The 17,903-nt window shown below is 67.9% G+C and carries 17 protein-coding genes; 12 read left to right on the top strand and 5 right to left on the bottom strand.

Annotation, left to right across the window (positions count from 1 at the left end; genetic code table 11):
* Nucleotides 1–34: 34 nt before the first annotated feature.
* The 6 genes from hemL to ccsB all read left to right on the top strand — a co-directional run bounded on the left by hemL (nt 35) and on the right by ccsB (nt 6,164).
* Nucleotides 35–1,399 carry a glutamate-1-semialdehyde 2,1-aminomutase gene (hemL, locus tag BJY26_RS18465; protein ID WP_179429621.1) on the top strand — a complete coding sequence of 455 codons (1,365 nt, stop codon included), beginning with the start codon at nt 35–37 and terminating at the stop codon, nt 1,397–1,399.
* 62 nt (nt 1,400–1,461) lie between these two features.
* The gene (locus BJY26_RS18460) at nt 1,462–2,091 is read left to right on the top strand and encodes a histidine phosphatase family protein (protein ID WP_179429620.1); all 630 of its coding nucleotides are present in this window, start codon (nt 1,462–1,464) and stop codon (nt 2,089–2,091) included.
* Nucleotides 2,088–2,699, top strand: coding sequence for a TlpA family protein disulfide reductase (locus BJY26_RS18455; RefSeq protein WP_179429619.1), 612 nt, complete (start codon nt 2,088–2,090; stop codon nt 2,697–2,699). The genes BJY26_RS18460 and BJY26_RS18455 overlap by 4 nt, the downstream gene beginning before the upstream one ends.
* Complete coding sequence (locus BJY26_RS18450) at nt 2,696–3,475, top strand: cytochrome c biogenesis CcdA family protein (protein WP_179429618.1); 780 nt, start codon at nt 2,696–2,698, stop codon at nt 3,473–3,475. The genes BJY26_RS18455 and BJY26_RS18450 overlap by 4 nt, the downstream gene beginning before the upstream one ends.
* Nucleotides 3,475–5,151, top strand: a complete 1,677-nt coding sequence (gene resB / locus BJY26_RS18445) for a cytochrome c biogenesis protein ResB (RefSeq protein WP_179429617.1) — start codon at nt 3,475–3,477, stop codon at nt 5,149–5,151. The genes BJY26_RS18450 and resB overlap by 1 nt, the downstream gene beginning before the upstream one ends.
* On the top strand, nt 5,151–6,164 hold the full coding sequence (ccsB, locus tag BJY26_RS18440; RefSeq protein ID WP_179429616.1) for a c-type cytochrome biogenesis protein CcsB: 1,014 nt from the start codon (nt 5,151–5,153) through the stop codon (nt 6,162–6,164). Before resB ends, ccsB begins: the two co-directional genes overlap by 1 nt.
* Nucleotides 6,165–6,203: 39 nt before the next feature.
* Here ccsB and BJY26_RS18435 read toward each other — a convergent pair whose 3' ends face one another.
* Nucleotides 6,204–6,503 carry a PLD nuclease N-terminal domain-containing protein gene (locus tag BJY26_RS18435; RefSeq protein WP_237248890.1) on the bottom strand — a complete coding sequence of 100 codons (300 nt, stop codon included), beginning with the start codon at nt 6,501–6,503 and terminating at the stop codon, nt 6,204–6,206.
* Between the two features lie 44 nt (nt 6,504–6,547).
* Here BJY26_RS18435 and BJY26_RS18430 point away from each other — a divergent pair, with 44 nt between their 5' ends.
* Nucleotides 6,548–6,874 (top strand): DUF4229 domain-containing protein, encoded by a 327-nt coding sequence (locus tag BJY26_RS18430; protein ID WP_179429615.1) that lies wholly within the window; start codon nt 6,548–6,550, stop codon nt 6,872–6,874.
* Between the two features lie 63 nt (nt 6,875–6,937).
* On the opposite strand, the gene BJY26_RS18425 is transcribed toward BJY26_RS18430, so the two are convergent.
* From BJY26_RS18425 to BJY26_RS18415, 3 genes are all read right to left on the bottom strand, one after another.
* Nucleotides 6,938–7,873, bottom strand: a complete 936-nt coding sequence (locus BJY26_RS18425) for a 1,4-dihydroxy-2-naphthoate polyprenyltransferase (protein ID WP_179429614.1) — start codon at nt 7,871–7,873, stop codon at nt 6,938–6,940.
* A 100-nt stretch (nt 7,874–7,973) separates the two neighbouring features.
* Complete coding sequence (menE, locus tag BJY26_RS18420; protein ID WP_179429613.1) at nt 7,974–9,140, bottom strand: o-succinylbenzoate--CoA ligase; 1,167 nt, start codon at nt 9,138–9,140, stop codon at nt 7,974–7,976.
* Nucleotides 9,141–9,145: 5 nt separating this feature from the next.
* Nucleotides 9,146–10,129, bottom strand: coding sequence for a 1,4-dihydroxy-2-naphthoyl-CoA synthase (locus tag BJY26_RS18415; RefSeq protein ID WP_179429612.1), 984 nt, complete (start codon nt 10,127–10,129; stop codon nt 9,146–9,148).
* A gap of 17 nt (nt 10,130–10,146) precedes the next feature.
* Between BJY26_RS18415 and BJY26_RS18410 the strand changes: the two genes are divergently transcribed.
* The 3 genes from BJY26_RS18410 (at nt 10,147) to menD (ending at nt 14,315) form a co-directional block, all read left to right on the top strand.
* Nucleotides 10,147–11,256 (top strand): o-succinylbenzoate synthase, encoded by a 1,110-nt coding sequence (locus tag BJY26_RS18410; RefSeq protein ID WP_269151136.1) that lies wholly within the window; start codon nt 10,147–10,149, stop codon nt 11,254–11,256.
* Nucleotides 11,257–11,379: 123 nt separating this feature from the next.
* Nucleotides 11,380–12,306: an LLM class flavin-dependent oxidoreductase gene (locus BJY26_RS18405; protein ID WP_179429611.1), complete on the top strand. Its 927-nt coding sequence runs from the start codon at nt 11,380–11,382 to the stop codon at nt 12,304–12,306.
* Nucleotides 12,307–12,479: 173 nt separating this feature from the next.
* A complete protein-coding gene (menD, locus tag BJY26_RS18400; RefSeq protein ID WP_179429610.1) occupies nt 12,480–14,315 on the top strand; it encodes a 2-succinyl-5-enolpyruvyl-6-hydroxy-3-cyclohexene-1-carboxylic-acid synthase in 1,836 nt (611 codons plus the stop codon).
* A gap of 52 nt (nt 14,316–14,367) precedes the next feature.
* Here menD and BJY26_RS18395 read toward each other — a convergent pair whose 3' ends face one another.
* Nucleotides 14,368–15,675 carry an isochorismate synthase gene (locus BJY26_RS18395; RefSeq protein ID WP_179429609.1) on the bottom strand — a complete coding sequence of 436 codons (1,308 nt, stop codon included), beginning with the start codon at nt 15,673–15,675 and terminating at the stop codon, nt 14,368–14,370.
* Nucleotides 15,676–15,815: 140 nt separating this feature from the next.
* Between BJY26_RS18395 and BJY26_RS18390 the strand changes: the two genes are divergently transcribed.
* Together BJY26_RS18390 and BJY26_RS18385 are read left to right on the top strand one after the other, a co-directional pair.
* Nucleotides 15,816–16,577, top strand: a complete 762-nt coding sequence (locus BJY26_RS18390; RefSeq protein WP_179429608.1) for a demethylmenaquinone methyltransferase — start codon at nt 15,816–15,818, stop codon at nt 16,575–16,577.
* Complete coding sequence (locus BJY26_RS18385; protein WP_179429607.1) at nt 16,574–17,899, top strand: geranylgeranyl reductase family protein; 1,326 nt, start codon at nt 16,574–16,576, stop codon at nt 17,897–17,899. The genes BJY26_RS18390 and BJY26_RS18385 overlap by 4 nt, the downstream gene beginning before the upstream one ends.
* The last annotated feature ends 4 nt before the right edge of the window (nt 17,900–17,903 follow it).

Below are 17,903 nucleotides of genomic sequence, written 5' to 3'. Positions count from 1 at the left end.
CACGGCGGCCGTTCAACCGAAAGGTGCCGACATCATGACCAACCGCACGGCCGGCAGCTCCGCGCCGACCGCCCAGTCGTCCGCATTGTTCGCCCGCGCACGGGCGGTCACGCCCGGCGGCGTGAACTCGCCGGTGCGCGCGTTCGGCGCGGTCGGCGGCGACCCGCGGTTCATCACGTCGGCCAAGGGCGCTCTGATCACCGACGTCGACGGCAACGAGTATGTCGATCTCATCTCGTCGTGGGGGCCGATGATCTTGGGGCACGCGCATCCCGACGTCGAGGCGGCAGTTGCCGAGGCGGCGTCCCGCGGGTTCTCCTTCGGCACTCCCAGCGAAAACGAAGTGGCGCTGGCCGAGGAGATCGTCTCCCGCGTCGACCCGGTCGAGCAGGTCCGGCTGGTGTCGTCCGGCACCGAAGCGACGATGAGCGCCGTCCGGCTGGCCCGCGGCGCCACCGGCCGCGCCAAGATCGTGAAATTCGCCGGCTGCTACCACGGCCACGTCGATGCCCTGCTGGCTTCGGCGGGCTCCGGAGTCGCCACCTTCGGCCTTCCGGACACGCCCGGTGTGACCGGAGCCAGCGCCGCCGACACGATAGTGCTGCCCTATAACGATGCCGACGCGCTGCGCCGGGTCTTTGCCGAGAACGGCGACGAGATCGCCGCAGTCATCACCGAGGCGTCGCCCGGCAATATGGGTGTCGTCCCGCCGCTGCCGGGATTCACCGAGCTGATCCGCAACCTGAGCGCCGGCCACGGCGCGCTCATGATCTCCGACGAGGTGATGACCGGGTTCCGCGTGTCGGCCGCCGGCTGGTACGGCCACGAGGGCCCCTACGACAGCGGGCCGGCCGACCTGTTCACCTTTGGCAAGATCATGGGCGGCGGGTTCCCGGCTGCCGCGTTCGGCGGCCGCGCCGACCTGATGGCGAAATTGGCGCCCGACGGCCCCGTCTACCAGGCCGGCACCCTGTCCGGCAACCCGGTCGCGACGGCCGCCGGCATCGCGACCTTGCGCGGCACGGTGTCCCACGACGTGTACCCCAAGCTGACCCGCGCCGCCGATGCGCTCCGCGGCGCCGTGCACGACTCGCTCGATGCGGCGGGAGTGCCGCACGCCGTCCAATCGGCCGGATCGATGTTCAGCGTGTTCTTCCTGGATCCGGACGCCCCCGGATTCGACGAGCGCCGGACCCGCGGCGTCATTGACTACGACGACGCCCGCGCGCAAAACGTGCCGGCGTACGCCGCGTTCTTCCACTCCATGCTGGACGCCGGCGTGCACCTGCCGCCGAGCCCGTTCGAAGCGTGGTTCTTGTCCCTTGCCCACGACGACTTGGTGCTCGACAGGGTCATCGACGCGCTTCCGGCGGCGGCTCGCGCCGCTGCCGCCGCGTAACTTCTACACGCCGTCGAACCCCGGATGCGTCACGGGGACCGACATTTGAGAAAATTGGAGCTATGGCCACAGCGACCATCCATCTGTTACGCCACGGTGAGGTATTCAACCCGGAAGGCGTGCTGTACGGGCGCCTGCCGGATTACCACTTGTCCGACCTGGGTGCGCGGATGGCCGACCGAGCGGCCGACTATCTCGGCGGGCGCGATATTCGCGCCGTCGTGGCCTCGCCGCTGGTGCGCGCGCAAGAAACCGCGGCGCCGCTCGCGCGCGCGCTCGCTCTCGACATCGACACGGACCGGCGTGTCATCGAGGCAGCGAACGAGTTCGAGGGTCTGGTCTTCACGCCGGCAAAACTTCTCGACCCGTCCATCGCCCGGCGCGTGTGGAACCCGCTACGCCCGTCCTGGGGCGAGCCCTACGCCGACCAGGCCTTGCGCATGTGCGCCGCCATCGCGACGCTCCGCGCCCGCGTGGAGGGCCACGAGGGAGTCATCGTCAGCCACCAACTGCCGATCTGGGTGACCCGCCTCCGGGCCGAGGGGCGCCGACTGTGGCACGACCCGCGTCGGCGCGAATGCGCTCTGGCCTCGGTCACGAGCCTCCGGTTCGACGCCGGCCGCCTGATCGGCGTCGACTACTCCGAGCCGGCGCGTGACCTCCTGCCGGACAAGGCGGTGCCGGGAGCATGATCGGCCCGGAGACCCCGCGCCGCACCGTATTGCGCTCGGCGCTGGCCGCAACCGGAACCGCCGCTCTCGGCGTCGCCCTGGCAGCGTGCGGCGACAAGGACTCGCTGTCCGAACAAGCCAACTCCGGCAGCGACAAGGGGTACATCGCCGGCGACGGCGTCGTCACCCAACTGCCGCCGTCGAAGCGCGGGCATCCCGTCGAGGCCGGCGGCAAACTGCTGAACGGCAAACACTTCGATCTTGCCGACTGGCGCGGCAACATCCTCGTGCTCAATCTCTGGTACGCGGCCTGCCCGCCGTGCCGCAAGGAGGCCAAGGACGTCGAAGCCGCCTACCGTGCGTACAAGGACAAAGGCGTGCGCTTCCTGGGCGTGAACGTGCGCGACGGCGCAGCAGCCGCGAAATCGTATATGCGCACGTTCGACATCACGTACCCGGTCATGCTCGACACTGCCGGACGAGTCGTGTCGGCGCTGCACGGCGTCCTGCCTCCCGAAGCGACACCGTCGACGTTGCTGCTCGACCCGAAGGGCCGCATTGCCGGCCGCGTCGTCGGCGAGGTCGACAAGACAACGCTCAAGGGCATGATCGGCGACCTGCGCACATGACACTCCTGGCATCGATCTCGAGCGACTTCGCCGATACGGTACTCGGCGGGCCGATGCTGCTGGCCATCCCGATCGCCGCATTGGCCGGGCTCGTGTCGTTCCTGTCGCCGTGCATCCTGCCGCTCGTGCCGGGCTACGTCGGCTACGTGACGGGGCTGACCGGCGCCGATCTGGTGCAGCACAAATCCCGTCGGATCTTTGCCGGGGTCGGCTTGTTCGTGCTCGGATTTTCCGTCATCTACATTGCCTACGGCCTGGCGTTCAGCATTGCCGGTGCGGCCCTGCGGCCGTGGGTCGAACCGGTCACCCGCGTGCTCGGCGTCGTGGTCATCCTGGCCGGCGTCGTGTTCATGGGCGGCATGAAGTGGTTCCAGCGCGACCGCAAGATCACCCGGCGGCCGCCGGCCGGACTGTGGGGCGCCCCGGTGCTCGGTGCCACGTTCGGGCTCGGATGGGGGCCGTGCATCGGGCCGACCCTTGCGGCGGTGCTCAGCTTGTCGTACACGATGGGGCCGGACGCCGGCAGCGGAGTGGCTCGCGGCACGCTCTTGACGTTCGTGTACTGCCTGGGCCTCGGCATTCCGTTCGTGGTAGTCGCCCTGCTGCTGCGCGCCGGGATGGGCAAGATGCAATTTTTCCGTCGACACCGCGTTTCCGTCATGCGAATCGGCGGTGTCATGTTGATATGTGTGGGTGTGTTGTTGGTCAGTGGCGTGTGGACGGACCTGGTCGGGAACCTCCAGAACACTATCGGTACGTTCAGGCCGGTGATTTGATGAGTGACCCGCACGGTCCCGAGGACAGGCGCGACGAATACGGCGCCGTCGGCACCCTGGAACGATCGAAGCGCGAGGCCGCGCAGCCGAAGCTCGGATTCTTCGGCTGGATCCGCTGGGCCTGGCGGCAGCTGACCACTATGCGGGTGGCATTGTTCCTGCTGCTCATGCTCGCACTTGCCGCGGTCCCGGCGTCGGTGTTCCCGCAGCGCGTACAGGATCCGACAGCCGTCGCCGACTATATCGATGCGCACGGGCAAATCGGCAGGATCATGGACAAACTCCAACTGTTCGATGTGAATTCGTCGGTCTGGTTCTCGGCCATCTACATTCTGCTGCTCGTATCGCTCGTCGGATGCATCCTGCCGCGCACCAAGGTGCATTGGCGGGCCTTGCGCGCCGATCCGCCCAAGGCGCCCCGCCGGCTGTCGCGGATGCCGGCCCACGTGCCCGCCCGCGACGTGCAGGTCGACGAGCAGACGGCTCTGAGCGCCGCTGCAGCAGCGCTGAAGCGTCGTGGCTACCGGGTGAAGACGAACTCCGACCATGTTGCGGCCGAACGCGGCTACCTGCGCGAGACCGGCAACCTGGTGTTCCACATTGCGGTGCTGGGCGTCGTGGTCACGGCGGCCATCGGCGGCATGCTCAGTTATTCGGGCCAGCGGATCCTCGTCGAGGGCGATACGTTCAATGACTCGCTGCCGGCGTACGACTCGTTCACCAAGGGCACGTACTTCAACCCGGACCGGCTGCCGAAATATTCGGTGAAGCTGGACAAGTTCGATGCGACGTTCGACACGACGTCCAGCGGGAACCAGGCAGGCGAGCCGCGGTCGTTCGTCGGCCACGTGACGACCCGCGAGGACGGACAGACGAAGAAGCAGCTGCTCAAGGTCAATGACCCGCTGCACCTCGGCGGCGCGAACCTGTACCTGTCGGGCAACGGGTACGCCCCGGTCGTCACGGTGAAGGACGGCACGGGCCACACCGTCTACTCCGGGCCCACCGTCTTCCTGCCGCAAAACGGCAATTACGTCTCGCGCGGCGTCGTCAAGGCGCCGGACGCCGCTCCCAAGCAGCTCGGCTTCGTCGGGGTCTTCTTCCCGACGGCCGGCGAGGACAAGGCGACCGGCACCGCCACGTCGATATTCGCCGGACTCGCCAATCCGGTGCTGCTCTTGTCCGGATACTCCGGCGATCTCGGGCTCGACAACGGCACGGCGCAATCCGTGTACTCGCTCGACCCGACGAATATGACCGAGATGACAACGGCGGGCGGCAAGCCATTGACGGTGCAGCTGAAACCGGGCCAGTCGAAGAAACTGCCGAACGGGTTGGGCAGCGTCCGGTTCGACGGGGTCAAACGGTATGTGTCGATGGACGTTCGCGCGGATCCGTCCAAGATGTACGTGTTGGTGTTCGCGCTGCTCGGCATGCTGGGCTTGGGCGGATCGCTGTTCGTGCCGCGCCGTCGGATCTGGGTCCGCGTGGCCGCCGCGGACGACGGTTCGAGCGTCGAGGTGGCGGGACTTGCCCGCGGGGAAGATAATCGATTGAACGGCGAAGTCGATTTGGTCGCGAAAAGCGTACTGACACGGCTGGGACACGATCCCGCTGCGGCCGAGGACGAATCGCTTGGGGATCGCCGTCCCGGGGAAGGCGACAAGGGAGAGTAATGACCACCAACGAAACGATGGCCGGCCTGTCGAATACGCTCGTGTATTCGGCGATGACCGTCTACATGATCGCGTTCGTGCTCTACGCCTTCGACCTGGTGCAGGGCAGGAACCGGGTGGTGCGCACGAGCGCGAAGGCACGGACCGAACGCAGCCGCGAACTCGTCGGCAACGCCGGTACCCAGATCGAAACGCCGGCCACCAGCGATTACGGGGCCGTGACCGAAGAGGACGGCGGGCCGCGTCGGCTGGCTCGCATCGCCACGGCGCTGACCGTCTTGGGCGCGCTCGTCCACATCGGCGCCGTCGTGACGCGCGCCCTGTCGGTGGACAGGGCGCCGTGGGGGAACATGTACGAGTTCTCCATCACGGCATCGGCAGTGCTGATCACCGCGTACCTGATAGTGATCATCGCCAAGGACCTGCGCTTCCTGGGTACGTTCATCACCGGATTCACGCTTGTCATGCTCGGCATGGCAGTCATCGCGTTCTACACGCCGGCCGCCGAACTGGTGCCGGCGTTGCAAAGTTATTGGCTCCTCATCCACGTCTCCATCGCGGTGGTGGCGTCGGCAGTGCTGACGATTGCGTTCGCGCTGGCCGTGCTGCAGCTGATGCAGACCTGGCGGGAAAACAGGATCACCGGCGGCAAGGGCGAAGTGATGCGGTTCCTGCGCGCCATTCCCGGCTCGGTCGAACTGGAGAACCTCGCCTACCGGTTGGCCGCCGTCGGATTCATCCTGTGGACGTTCACGCTGATCGCCGGAGCCATTTGGGCCGAGAAGGCCTGGGGGCGGTATTGGGGCTGGGACTCCAAGGAGGTCTGGACCTTCGTGGTCTGGGTCGTCTACGCCGCCTATCTGCACGCCCGTGCCACGCGCGGCTGGAGCCGCACCATGATCGCCGTCCTCCTGATCATCGGGTTCGCTTCGGTCGTGTTCAACTTCACGATCGTGAACGTGTACTTCCACGGCCTGCACGCGTATTCCGGACTGGATTCCCCGTCCAGCTGACCTCGGCCCCGGGGCGGGCGGCCGGTGCCCGGCGGCGGGTCAGTGATCGCGACGTCCGGACGGACCGAGCCCTCGCAGGAAGTCCGGATCGTCGTCCGGCGCCACCGGCCCGCGCCGGCCGCGCTGTCCGCCGGGAGGACCTTGTCCGTCGACCGGCCCCCTGCCCAGCAGGAACCAGAGAATAGTGCCGATCGCCGGCAGCAGGATGATGACCGCGACCCATGCGACCTTCGGCAAACTGCGCACCTCCGCCGGATCGCGCCGCACGCAATCGATGACCGAATAGATCATCATCGCGATCACGATGACTATCACGAATAGCAAACCCCGTACGCCCATGACACAAGTTTAGGCGAAAGCTTCTTCGGCGTACCCTGGTGTGTATGAATCCCGTGCTCAAATACAGTGTGCTGCGCATTGGCATCTTCGCCGTGCTCCTCGCAATTTTCTGGATGGTGCACCTGCTGAGCCTGCTCACGATCGTCGCGGCGGCGGTGCTGGCGTTCTTGATCTCGTTCCTGGCCTTGCGCGGCGCCCGGCGGGACATGATCACGTATCTGGACGAACGCAGGCGGTCAAGGGCCGAAAAGGCGGAAACGCGCGTCAAGCGCCGCGACGCCGACGAGAACTACGAGGATTCGCTGTTCGACGACGACCTGCCGGCCACAGACACCGCCGACTCACGGCCCGGGACGGCGTCCGAGACCTGACCGGTTTCGTGCTCGACGGCCCTGTTCCGCATGCGTGCCGGCGCCGGGCCGTTACCGTTCGAGTCAGAGAGACAGGCCGAGGGCCAGCAACGCTCCGTAAGTCAGCGCGACGATTCCGGTTTGCTTCAGGACCGGCACCAATGCCGCACCCGTCGCACCCGACAGGACGGTGCGCACCGGCGTCACGGCAGTCGTCAGGGCCAGCAGCGCCAGTGCCGCGCCCCAATGCCCGAAGGCGATCGGCACGAGCAGCAGCAGGAACGGCAGCGTGAGCATGACGGCATAGCTATGGCGAGCTCGCACGTCTCCGATCCGTACGGCCAGCGTGGTCTTCCCGGCCTCGCGGTCGGTGGGGATGTCGCGCAAATTGTTTGCCATCAGCAATCCGCACGAGATCAAGCCGATGCCGACGGCGCCTCCCCACGCGCATGCAGAAAGCGAATGCACTTGCGTGTACGTGGTCCCGAGCGTGGCGACCAGGCCGAAGAACACGAAGACGAACACCTCGCCCAAGCCGATATATCCGTAGGGATGCTTGCCGCCCGTGTACAGCCACGCGGCCGGCAAGCAGATGGCGCCGATCAGCAGAAACCACCATGCCTGCGATAACACGACAAGCACCAGTCCGAGGACGGCGGCCGCGGCGAATGCCCCGAACGCGGCTCGTTTGACTGCGTGCGGTGCGGCCGCGCCGCTTGCCGTCAGCCGGAGCGGGCCGACGCGCTCCTCATCGGTGCCGCGCACGCCGTCCGAATAATCGTTGGCGAAGTTCGTGCCGATTTGCAGAAGAAGCGCCACGCCGAGCGCCAGCACGAACCGCAAGGTCCACTGGCCGGCGCCGATCTCGGTGTGCCCGGGGGCATCCACGGCGCCGATGAATTGCTCGGACAGCCCGCCCGTGAGCCCCAAAGCCGCACCGGTTCCGATGATTACCGGGGCGATAGCCAACGGAAGGGTCCGCAGCCGGGCACCGGACACCCACTGGGCTGCAGTGGCCATCGAGCTCCTTTTGTTGAATTTTTTCAAGAAGGTGACGGACGAGTGACGTCCCGTTCAAGTTTACTCACCGGTAACTCGGGTCGAGCCACCCGGTGGACGCTTACTCGAGCGCCTCGAGGATGCCCGCGGCCGCCAGGTTCGTTGCGGCCTTCCGGTCAGGTTTGCCGAGGCTGCGCAGCGGCAGCTCGTCGACGATCAAGACGGTGCGCGGCGTTGCGGCGGGGCCGACGAGCGGCTTCAACATCGACCGGATCCGGGCAAGCTCCGGGACGCCGCTCGCGGTCCGCCGGTCCGGCACGATCAGCGCCGTCACGGCCGAACCCCATTCGGCATCCGGCACTCCGACGACGAGGGCCTCGCGGATACCGGGCAATGTGACCAAGGCGGCCTCCACCGGCGCCGGGGCGACGTTCCGACCGCCGGAAATGATGACGTCGTCGGCACGCCCCGTCAGCTCGAGCCGTCCGCCCGACATCGAACCCAGATCGTTCGTCGTGAACCAGCGCGTGCCCGAGTCGTCGATGCTGAACCCGGCGGTGTCGAACCGGCCGTCGTTGAGATATCCGGCAGCGACGACCGGCCCGCCGAGAGCGAGTCGCCCGGCGTCGTCCGCACGAACCAGCACGCCGTCCAGCGGCTGACCGTCGTAGAGGCAACCGCCGCACGTCTCGCTCATGCCGTACGTGGTGACGACCCGGATTCCCGCGGCCGCGGCCTCCTGCGCCGTCGCCTCGGCGAGCGACGCCCCGCCGACCAGGATGGCGTCGAACGAGGCCGCCGCGTCCCTGGCCCGGGCGTCCTGCAGCACGCGGATCAGCTGGGTCGGGACGAGTGAGGCGTACCGGGTGCCGGCGGGCATGCGGGCCACGGCGTCGGCGAAGTCGCGCGCCGTGAACGGCTTCGAGGTGTCCTGCACCGTCGGGGTGGTGCCTGCCAGGACGCTGCGGATGAGTACTTGCAGTCCGGCGACGTGGGCCGTCGACAAGGCCAGCAGCCAGTGGCCCGGTCCGGCGAGCCGCGCGGACGTGCCGTCGGCCGAGGCACGCAGCGCGTCGGCAGGCAGCAAGACAAGCTTGGGTGAGCCGGTCGAGCCGGAAGTGCGCACGGCGACTGCCGGATCGGGCACGTCGACCTGGTCGTCCGGCGCGGCCGGGCCGGAATCGTCGACGCAGACGGCCGGCCCGGCGCCGAGCGCGGCTTCGATGGGGTCCAGCAGCGTCAGAGCCGCTTGCCCGCGCGGCTCGACGTAATGGCGGATGGTGGTCATGCCGGTCAGTAGTACCAGGGGTACGGGGAGAAGTCGGGGTCGCGCCGCTGCAAGAACGCGTCCCGGCCCTCGACCGCCTCATCGGTCATATACGCCAGTCTCGTGGCTTCTCCGGCGAACACTTGCTGACCGGTCAGGCCGTCGTCGGTGAGGTTGAACGCAAATTTCAACATCCGCTGCGCGGTCGGCGACTTTCCGTTGATCTCGCGCGCCCATTGCAACGCCGTCTGCTCGAGATCGGCGTGATCGACCACTTCGTTGACCGCGCCCATGGCCGCCATGGACTCGGCATCGTAGGCGCGCCCGAGGAAGAAAATTTCCCGGGCCTTCTTTTGACCGACCATCTTGGCAAGATATGCCGAACCGTAGCCGGCATCGAACGAGCCGACGTCGGCGTCGGTCTGCTTGAATCGGGCGTGTTCGCGGCTGGCCAACGTCAGATCGCACACGACGTGCAGGCTGTGCCCGCCACCGGCGGCCCAGCCGGGGACCACCGCCATCACCACCTTGGGCATGGTGCGAATGAGCCGCTGGACCTCGAGGATGTGCAGCCGTCCGGCGCGGGCAGGATCGACCGATTCGGCCGGAGCATCGGCGTCGTTATCGCGCTGGTACTGATACCCCGAGCGGCCGCGAATACGCTGATCCCCGCCCGAACAAAACGCCCAGCCGCCGTCCTTGGCGCTCGGCCCGTTGCCCGTCAACAGGACGGCGCCGACGTCCGACGTCTGCCGGGCGTGGTCAAGCGCCCGGTAGAGCTCATCGACAGTATGCGGGCGGAAGGCATTGCGCACTTCGGGCCTGTCGATGGCGATGCGCACAGTGCCGAGATCCCGCACTCGGCCGGCCTCATCGCGTTCAACGGCACGGTGATAACTAATATCGGAAAAGGAAAAGCCCTCGACCTCGCGCCAGGATTCCGGGTTGAAAATCTCCGAGACCTTGGCCGGACGATCGCGGCCGGACGGTTGAGAATCTGTGGTCGTCATAGTGGAATCAAGGATAGATGCCGAATATTTCGTCGCCGTGCCCGCCGTCCCCGAACATGCCCCACCGGCAGGGCCCGTACGCGCCGGACGGCGGGCCGTCCGGCTGGGGCGAGGGAATCGAATGGCCGGATTGGCGTGAACTTGTCGCGGGAGCGCGGGTCGTGAGCATTCCGATGCCCGTGCGCTTTCGCGGCATCACCATTCGCGAAGCCTTGCTGGTGCGCGGCCCCGCCGGGTGGGGAGAGTTCGCCCCCTTCAACGAATACGGCGACGAGGAGTCATCCCGCTGGTTGCTATCCGCCATGGAAGCCGGATGGGCCGGCTGGCCCGAGCCGCGACGCGACAGGATCGCCGTCAACGCCACGGTGCCGGCCGTTCCGGCCTCGGAGGTCGCGTCGGTACTGGCCAGATTCCCCGGCGCCCGCACTGCCAAGGTGAAGGTGGCCGAACCCGGGCAGAACCTGCGCGAGGACGTTGCCCGCGTCGAGGCGGTGCGCGAGTTGCTGGGCGACGATGCGCAGGTGCGCATCGATGCAAACGCCAAGTGGAGCATGGACGACGCCCGGGCGGGCTTGCGCGCGCTGGCCGGCGTGCGGCTCGAATACGCCGAGCAGCCGGTGGCGAGCGTGCCGGAGATGGCCGGTTTGCGCTCGTGGTTGGCAGGCGAGGGGATCGACGTGCCGATCGCGGCCGACGAGTCGATTCGTAAGGCCGACGATCCGATCACGGTGGCGAGGGCCGGTGCTGCCGACATCGTCATCGTCAAGGTGGCGCCGCTCGGCGGTGTGCGGGCGGCGCTCGCGGTTGCTGCCGAATGCGGGCTGCCCACCGTCGTGTCTTCGGCATTGGACACATCGGTCGGTATCCGGGCCGGCCTCGCTCTGGCCGCGGCGTTGCCGGAGCTGGACCATGCGTGCGGACTGGGAACCATCGGATTGTTCAGCAGCGACGTGGCCGACCCGCCGTTACTACCGTCCGGCGGCGAACTCCGGGTCGGCAACCTGAACGTGGACGAAGAGCGGTTGGACGCGTTGGCGGCCCCGACGGATCGTCGCGACTGGTGGCTGGACAGGCTGCGTCGCTGTTACACGCTGTTGACCAGCCGCAAAACGCGCCGGCGAGTATAGAACGCGCCGTCATGACGGCGCGTTCTATACGCGCTGGCGCGTTTTGCGGAAATGGCGGAGACGGGAATTGCGCAATTGGCGAAAGCCGAAGCAACCGGACACCGATCGTGCTCTACTGGCCGAATGAGTATCGAATTCTCGGTACAAGGCTCGCCCGGCAACCCATCGGCATGGCTGGCGTTGGCACGCCGGGCAGACGAGGGGTCGGTGCAACGCTTGTACTGTCCCGACCATCCGGGGACGACGCTTTCGCCGGTGCCGGCGCTTGCTGCCGCAGCCGCCGTCACATCACGTGTCCGGCTCGGCGCACTCGTCATGAACGCCGGAGTGCGGGAACCTTTCGACGTGGCCGCCGATGCGGCAAGTCTCGACGTGATCTCCGGCGGCCGCGCGGTGTTGGGCCTCGGCGCGGGACATACGCCTGCCGAATGGGAATACTACGGCCGTACTCGGCCCGGTCCGGCCGAGCGTGTCGACCGGTTGATTGAAGTCGCGGATGCCGCGCGGCGGTTGTTGGACGGCAGCACCGTGACGGTTCGCGGCAAGCATGTCGCACTGGACGATGCAGTCCTCGAATGCCCGAGACCCGTGCAAAGTCGCGTGCCGCTGCTGGTGGGCGGCAATAACTCCCGGCTTTTGCGGTATGCCGGGCAGCACGCCGATATCGTCGGCCTCTCCGGCCTGGGGAAAACTCGCGCCGACGGGCATTCGCACGAGGTGCGATGGACGCCGGCGGAAATCGAAAGGCATCTCGATGCAGTTCGCGACGGTGTTGAGGATGGGCCGGGGCCGCAGCTGGAGGCACTGGTGCAGTATGTCGAGATCACGGACGACGCGGAGCGCGCCGCGGCAGCGCTCCTGGACCGATTCGACGTCGACTCAATGACCCCGGCCGAACTATTGGACGCCCCGTTTGCGTTGATCGGCACGGTCACGGAGATCGCCGACCACGTGCGGGCCCAAGAACGCCGGCGAGGGATTGGAGGCTACGCGGTCCGCGCCGATTCGATTGATGCCCTCGAACGAATCCAACGGGCGCTCACGCAGTAGCTGCTCCGAAGTCCCGCCCGGCCACCTGCGCCACGCTCCCGTCCGCGCCCCGGCAAAACGCGCCGGCGTGTATAGAACGCGCCGTCATGACGGCGCGTTCTATACGCCGCGGCGCGTTTTGCGGCGAGGGATGCGAGAAGGTATTGCGGCGAGGGGTGCGAGAAGATGGCGGGGTGAACGTTTCCACCCTGACCGCCCGAGCCCTCGTCACCGAGCTCATCCGCTCGCGAATCCGCCACGTGGTGCTCTCACCGGGCTCGCGCAGCGCCCCGTTGGCGTATGCCTTGACGGCTGCAGCGGACCGGGGCCTCATCCGGTTGCACGTGCGTATCGACGAGCGCGTCGCCGGATTCACGGCGCTGGGCTTGGCAAAGGGCGAGTTGGTTCAGAATGCCCTGATCGGCGGCGACCCGGTCGGTGAGGGCGCGACGCCTTCGGATCCGGTCGCGATTGTGACGACGTCGGGCACGGCCGTGGCGAACCTCCACCCGGCCGTGCTCGAAGCAAGTTACGGGGGAGTGCCGCTGATCGTCCTGAGCGCCGACCGGCCGGCCGAGCTGCGCGGTACCGGCTCGAACCAAACGCTACGCGCTCAGCACACGCTCTTCACGACCGACGTGCGGCACGCCGTGGATGTGCCTGCCGTCGGGCAGCCGAGCGACGTCGCCGAGCCGGCTGAGGCACTGCGCACGGCAATCGCGCTGGCGCGGGGAGGCGCCGGGCCGGCCGCGGACGGCGCGGATCCTCGCCCCGGGCCGGTCCACGTGAACGTATCCTTTCGGCCGCCGCTGGTGCCGGACGACGAACCGTACACCCCGGAGCAGAATGCGGACGGTCCGGCGACCCCGGGCAGCCCCCGGGTGCGGCAGCGGCAGACGGCGGGCTCCGAGACGGGGCAGTTACGTCTTCGACGGGGGCCGCGGACCGTCATCGTGGCCGGCGACTCCCCGAATCCGGCGACCGGCCGGGCGGCCTGCCGTCTTGCCGATGCCGCCGGCTGGCCGGTTCTTGCCGAGCCGACGTCCGGCGCTCGCCGCGGATCCGTCGATGCCTACCGGCTCGTGCTGGCCGAGTCGCCACTGACCGAACGGATCGAACGGGTAGTCGTTTTCGGCCACCCCACGTTGAGCCGTCCCGTGAACGAGCTTTTGTCCCGCCCCGACATCGAGCACGTCGTGGTGACCGCCGACCCCCGAGCGTTTGGCGCGGGCGTGCCCGGCGGCCGGTGCGTCCCGGGCGTGACTTTCGATCCGGGCAACCCGGATGCCTCGGGCGACGCGGACGCTGCAGTCGGGGAATCGGCCGACCGAGCCTGGCGGGACGCGTGGATCCGCGAAGGCGCCCGCGCCTTGTCGGCGGTTGCCGACGTGCTGGACGACGCCGTCGAACTCACGGGGCCGGCAGTGGCGGCCGACGTCGTGGCCGCCACCGGGCCGCGGGACGTCCTGGTCGTCGGTTCGTCGAACCCGATTCGCGACGTCGACCTGGTGATGCCCGCCGAAGAGCGGACGGTGGTGGCCTCGCGCGGGCTGGCGGGAATCGACGGCACGATCGCGACGGCGTCCGGCATCGCCTTGGCGCTTCCGCAATCGAGAGTCCGCGTGCTGGTGGGCGACCTGACCGCGTTGCACGATTCCGGCGCCCTCATGATCGGGCCGCTCGAGGACGCCCCGGATCTGGAAATCATCGTCTTCAATGACGACGGCGGCGGCATCTTTGCGACCTTGGAACAAGGCGACGACCGGTTGGCGGCCTCGTTCGAACGGATCTTCGGCACGCCGCACGGCGCCCGATTCGACCACCTGGCCGCCGCTTACGGGCTGGAGTATGAATGCGTCGACTTGGCGGCGGGGCTGCGCCGCGCCTTGGGCACCTGGACGTGGGGACGACGCCGGCTCATCGAGGTGCGCGGCGATCGGCTCGGTCGTCGCCGGTTGGATCGCCGCATCCGTGCCCGTGTCCACGCCGCGCTGGAAGCGCCGGCCCGGCCGGACGTGCCCCCGGCCTGACCCGGCCGGACTTGTGAATCCGCCCGGCCGGCGAGAACGCCGCCGAGGCCGGCTATCGTTCGGTCCGGACGCCGAGCGCGGCAAGCATGGGTGCCAGTTTGGCAACTGTCTCGAGCCACTCGTATTCCGGCACGCTCTCGCCGACGATCCCGCCGCCGGCGAACAACCGAACGCCGCGGCCGTCCTCGTCCAGACGCCCGCCGCGCAGAGCAAGGCCCCACTCGCCGTCGCCGGACGCGCCGATCCAGCCGACCGGCCCGGCGTACCTGCCGCGATCCGTTGCCTCGAGTTCGTCGATCAGTTCGAGGGCACGGCCGCGAGGGGTGCCGCCGACCGCTGCCGTCGGATGCAGCGCGGCAGCGATTTCCAGCGAGCTGACCCGGCTTCCGTCGGATCGATGCGTCAGGTGCCCGCGTGCGTCCGAGGCCAAGTGGATGACGTTGGGCAGTTCGAGCAGGAACGGTTCGCAGTCGACCTCGAGCGAGCTGCACAGCGGTGAAAGGGTTTCGACAAGTGAATCAACCGCGTACTTGTGTTCGGCGCTGTCCTTGGATTTCGCCAGCACATGGCGGGCCGCCTCGACATCGACGTCGTGATCGCCCGAGTTGTTGTAGAACGTGCCGGCCAGCACCCGCGAATGCACCGCCCCGTCGTGCGAGCTCACCAACAACTCCGGCGTAGCGCCGAGCATTCCGTCGACGTGGTAGGTCCAACAGGTCGGGTAGTGTGCGTTCAAATGGCCGAGAAGGAACCGCACGTCGAGCGGCTCGTCGCTGCGGGCCGCGGCGTCCCGGGCCATCACCACCTTTTTCGCTTCGCCGGCGCGGATACGGTCGACCACCTTCCCGACGGTTTCTTCCCAGTCGTCGCGGCCGCCGGCCGTCACGGTGACGGCGCGCGGCCGCTCCAACGGGGACGGCGCTCCCAGCCGCTCCGGCGCGGGCTCGTCGTCAAAACTCATGGTCGTCACCCATACGCGGCCCGAATGCCTGCCCAGCACGACGCGCGGAACAATCAGGACGGACGGGATATCGGTTCGGTCGGAGAAGCCGAACGAGCCGAAAGCGACGGGCCCCGACCCGGGGAGCCGGACGGCGTCGTCGACGTCCGCGCCGGCCGAGAGTTGTTTCCAGAAGTCCGACGCATCGGCGAACCTGTCGGCGCCCTTGGTCTCGAACCGGGAAAGCTCGCCCCATCCGACGAGCCCCGAATGTCCGCGCACCCACGCCGAGAGGCCGCTCGCGGGCAGCCGGGTCAGGAAATCGGTCAGGTCGGTCGGCAGCTCGCTGTCGAAAGGCGAGACGGCCGAGCCGACCCCGTCGATGAAGTACGAACGAGCGTGCAAATGCTGCTTTGTCATCGTAAGCACAAAGGATAGTCTCCCTCACCGGCCCGGATGTGCTGCCGGCGTGTGCCGGTGGGCAACCTCACAGCCTTCCCGCGCCGGATTCGGCCCTCCCGATTCGCTACTCGACTGGCTTCCTTGCGATCATGGGAGATATGAATCGGGCTCACCTGGACAAACAGCCGAGCGAGGTCGCCGCAATGTTCGATCGCGTCGCTGCCCGCTACGACGTCACCAATGACGTGGCGTCGCTCGGCCAAGCCAGGCTGTGGCGTACGCAGGTGGTCCGCGCCGTGCACGCCGTCCGCGGCGAATCGGTGCTTGATCTGGCTGCCGGCACCGGCACCTCCAGCGAACCGTTCGCCGACCTCGGCGCGCGCGTGGTGGCCGGGGACATCTCGGAAGGCATGCTTGCCGAAGGCCGCCGCCGACGTCCCGATATCGATTTTCGCTACGCCGACGCCATGGATCTTCCGTTCGGCGACGACACTTTCGACGCCGTCACCATCTCGTTCGGCCTGCGCAACGTGCATGACACGATCCGCGCGCTCAGCGAGATGCGCCGGGTGACGAAACCGGGTGGACGCATTGTCGTGTGTGAGTTCTCCACTCCGACATTCGCCCCGTTCCGGCGGGTCTATTTCGAATACCTGATGCGCGCGTTGCCGTCCGTGGCTCGCACCGTCAGCTCGAACCCGGACGCGTACGTGTACTTGGCCGAGTCGATCCGGGCGTGGCCCGATCAAGACGGACTCGCCGCGCTCATGTCGGACGCCGGCTGGGCGCGCGTGCGCTATCGGAACCTCACGGGCGGCATCGTCGCCTTGCACCGGGCGGTCAAGCCGGACGCCGCGAAGCCGGACGCCGCGGCACGCGATGAAGACCGGCGGAGCGGATCGGCGGCCGGAGCCGAGTGAGCACACCAGCAGGCGGGCCCTCGCGGCAGGCAGATGTCATAGTGGTCGGCGCCGGACCGGCCGGCGCGACAACCGCGTACTACTTGGCCAAGGCCGGCCTCGACGTGCTGGCCGTCGAGAAGTCGAAGTTCCCGCGCGAAAAGGTGTGCGGGGATGGTCTCACGCCGCGCGCGACCCGGGAGATCGAATGCATGGGGCTGCCGACGACGTACGAGCGCGGGTGGCGTCGCAATAAGGGGCTGCGCCTGATCGGCGGCGGGCATTCCTTGGAAATGCCTTGGCCCGATGTCAGCGCCTTCCCGAACTATGGGCTCGTGCGCACCAGGCTCGGATTCGACGCCGAACTCGCCGCCCACGCCGAACGGGCCGGAGCGCGCTTGCTGCAGCAACACGCCGTGACGGCGCCGATCGTCGATGAGAAGACCGGCCGGGTGTCGGGCGTCCGCGTGCGCGAAACCGACGACGCCGGACGCAAGACCGGCCCGGAAGCCGACTTCCGAGCGCCCGTCGTCGTCGCGGCCGACGGCATCTCGGCGCGCATGGCGCTGGCCCTCGGTCTGGAAAAACGCGACGACCGCCCCATGGGGGTGGCAGTGCGCACCTATTTCACGTCGCCGCGTCACGACGACGACTGGCTGGAAAGCTGGGTGGAGATCCGCGCCAAAGGCACGGCCGGGCACCCGGGACCGGTGCTGCCCGGATACGGGTGGGTGTTCGGCGTCGGCGACGGCACGTCGAACGTCGGACTGGGCATTTTGAACTCCTCCAAGCAGTTCGGCAAGGTCGACTACCGGCGGGTGCTGCGCGACTGGACCGACTCGACGCCCGAAGCGTGGGGGTTCCGCCCGGAAAATCAAGTCGGACGGGTGCGCGGGGCCGCGCTGCCCATGGCATTCAACCGGACGCCGCATTACGTGCCGGGCATGCTGCTGGTCGGCGACTCGGCAGGTATGGTGAACCCGTTCAACGGCGAAGGCATCGCCTACGCCATGGAAGCCGGCAGGATCGCCGCCGACACGATCGCCCAGGCATTCACCCGCCGTCCGGCAATGAACGCCGACCGCGAACTTGCCGCCTATCCGGACCGGATCAAAACCGCATGGGGCAGCTATTTCACCCTGGGCCGCGGTTTCGTCCAAGTGATCGGCAGGCCCGCGCTGATGGCACTGGGCATCAAATACGGAATGTCGTCACGCACCCTGATGCGGTTCGTCGTCAAGCTCTTGGCTAACCTCACGGAGGACCCCCGTCACCGTCGGGACGGATACGATCGAGTTATTCATGCCTTGGATCGTTTAGTCCCGGCCACCTCGAACCAGTGAATGT

It is taken from the genome of Spelaeicoccus albus (genome assembly GCF_013409065.1).
Lineage (GTDB): Bacteria > Actinomycetota > Actinomycetes > Actinomycetales > Brevibacteriaceae > Spelaeicoccus > Spelaeicoccus albus.
This window is presented reverse-complemented; position numbering and strand designations above follow the sequence as displayed.

Bases quoted from the DNA above. Each gene is read 5' to 3' on its own strand.
- resB (WP_179429617.1), top strand. From the start codon at position 3,475: ATGAGTGACCCGCACGGTCCCGAGGACAGGCGCGACGAATACGGCGCC.
- BJY26_RS18410 (WP_269151136.1), top strand. From the start codon at position 10,147: ATGCCGAATATTTCGTCGCCGTGCCCGCCGTCCCCGAACATGCCCCAC.
- ccsB (WP_179429616.1), top strand. From the start codon at position 5,151: ATGACCACCAACGAAACGATGGCCGGCCTGTCGAATACGCTCGTGTAT.
- BJY26_RS18435 (WP_237248890.1), bottom strand. From the start codon at position 6,503: ATGGGCGTACGGGGTTTGCTATTCGTGATAGTCATCGTGATCGCGATG.
- hemL (WP_179429621.1), top strand. From the start codon at position 35: ATGACCAACCGCACGGCCGGCAGCTCCGCGCCGACCGCCCAGTCGTCC.
- BJY26_RS18450 (WP_179429618.1), top strand. From the start codon at position 2,696: ATGACACTCCTGGCATCGATCTCGAGCGACTTCGCCGATACGGTACTC.
- BJY26_RS18460 (WP_179429620.1), top strand. From the start codon at position 1,462: ATGGCCACAGCGACCATCCATCTGTTACGCCACGGTGAGGTATTCAAC.
- BJY26_RS18415 (WP_179429612.1), bottom strand. From the start codon at position 10,129: ATGACGACCACAGATTCTCAACCGTCCGGCCGCGATCGTCCGGCCAAG.
- BJY26_RS18425 (WP_179429614.1), bottom strand. From the start codon at position 7,873: ATGGCCACTGCAGCCCAGTGGGTGTCCGGTGCCCGGCTGCGGACCCTT.
- menE (WP_179429613.1), bottom strand. From the start codon at position 9,140: ATGACCACCATCCGCCATTACGTCGAGCCGCGCGGGCAAGCGGCTCTG.
- BJY26_RS18455 (WP_179429619.1), top strand. From the start codon at position 2,088: ATGATCGGCCCGGAGACCCCGCGCCGCACCGTATTGCGCTCGGCGCTG.
- BJY26_RS18430 (WP_179429615.1), top strand. From the start codon at position 6,548: ATGAATCCCGTGCTCAAATACAGTGTGCTGCGCATTGGCATCTTCGCC.
- BJY26_RS18390 (WP_179429608.1), top strand. From the start codon at position 15,816: ATGAATCGGGCTCACCTGGACAAACAGCCGAGCGAGGTCGCCGCAATG.
- BJY26_RS18395 (WP_179429609.1), bottom strand. From the start codon at position 15,675: ATGACAAAGCAGCATTTGCACGCTCGTTCGTACTTCATCGACGGGGTC.
- BJY26_RS18405 (WP_179429611.1), top strand. From the start codon at position 11,380: ATGAGTATCGAATTCTCGGTACAAGGCTCGCCCGGCAACCCATCGGCA.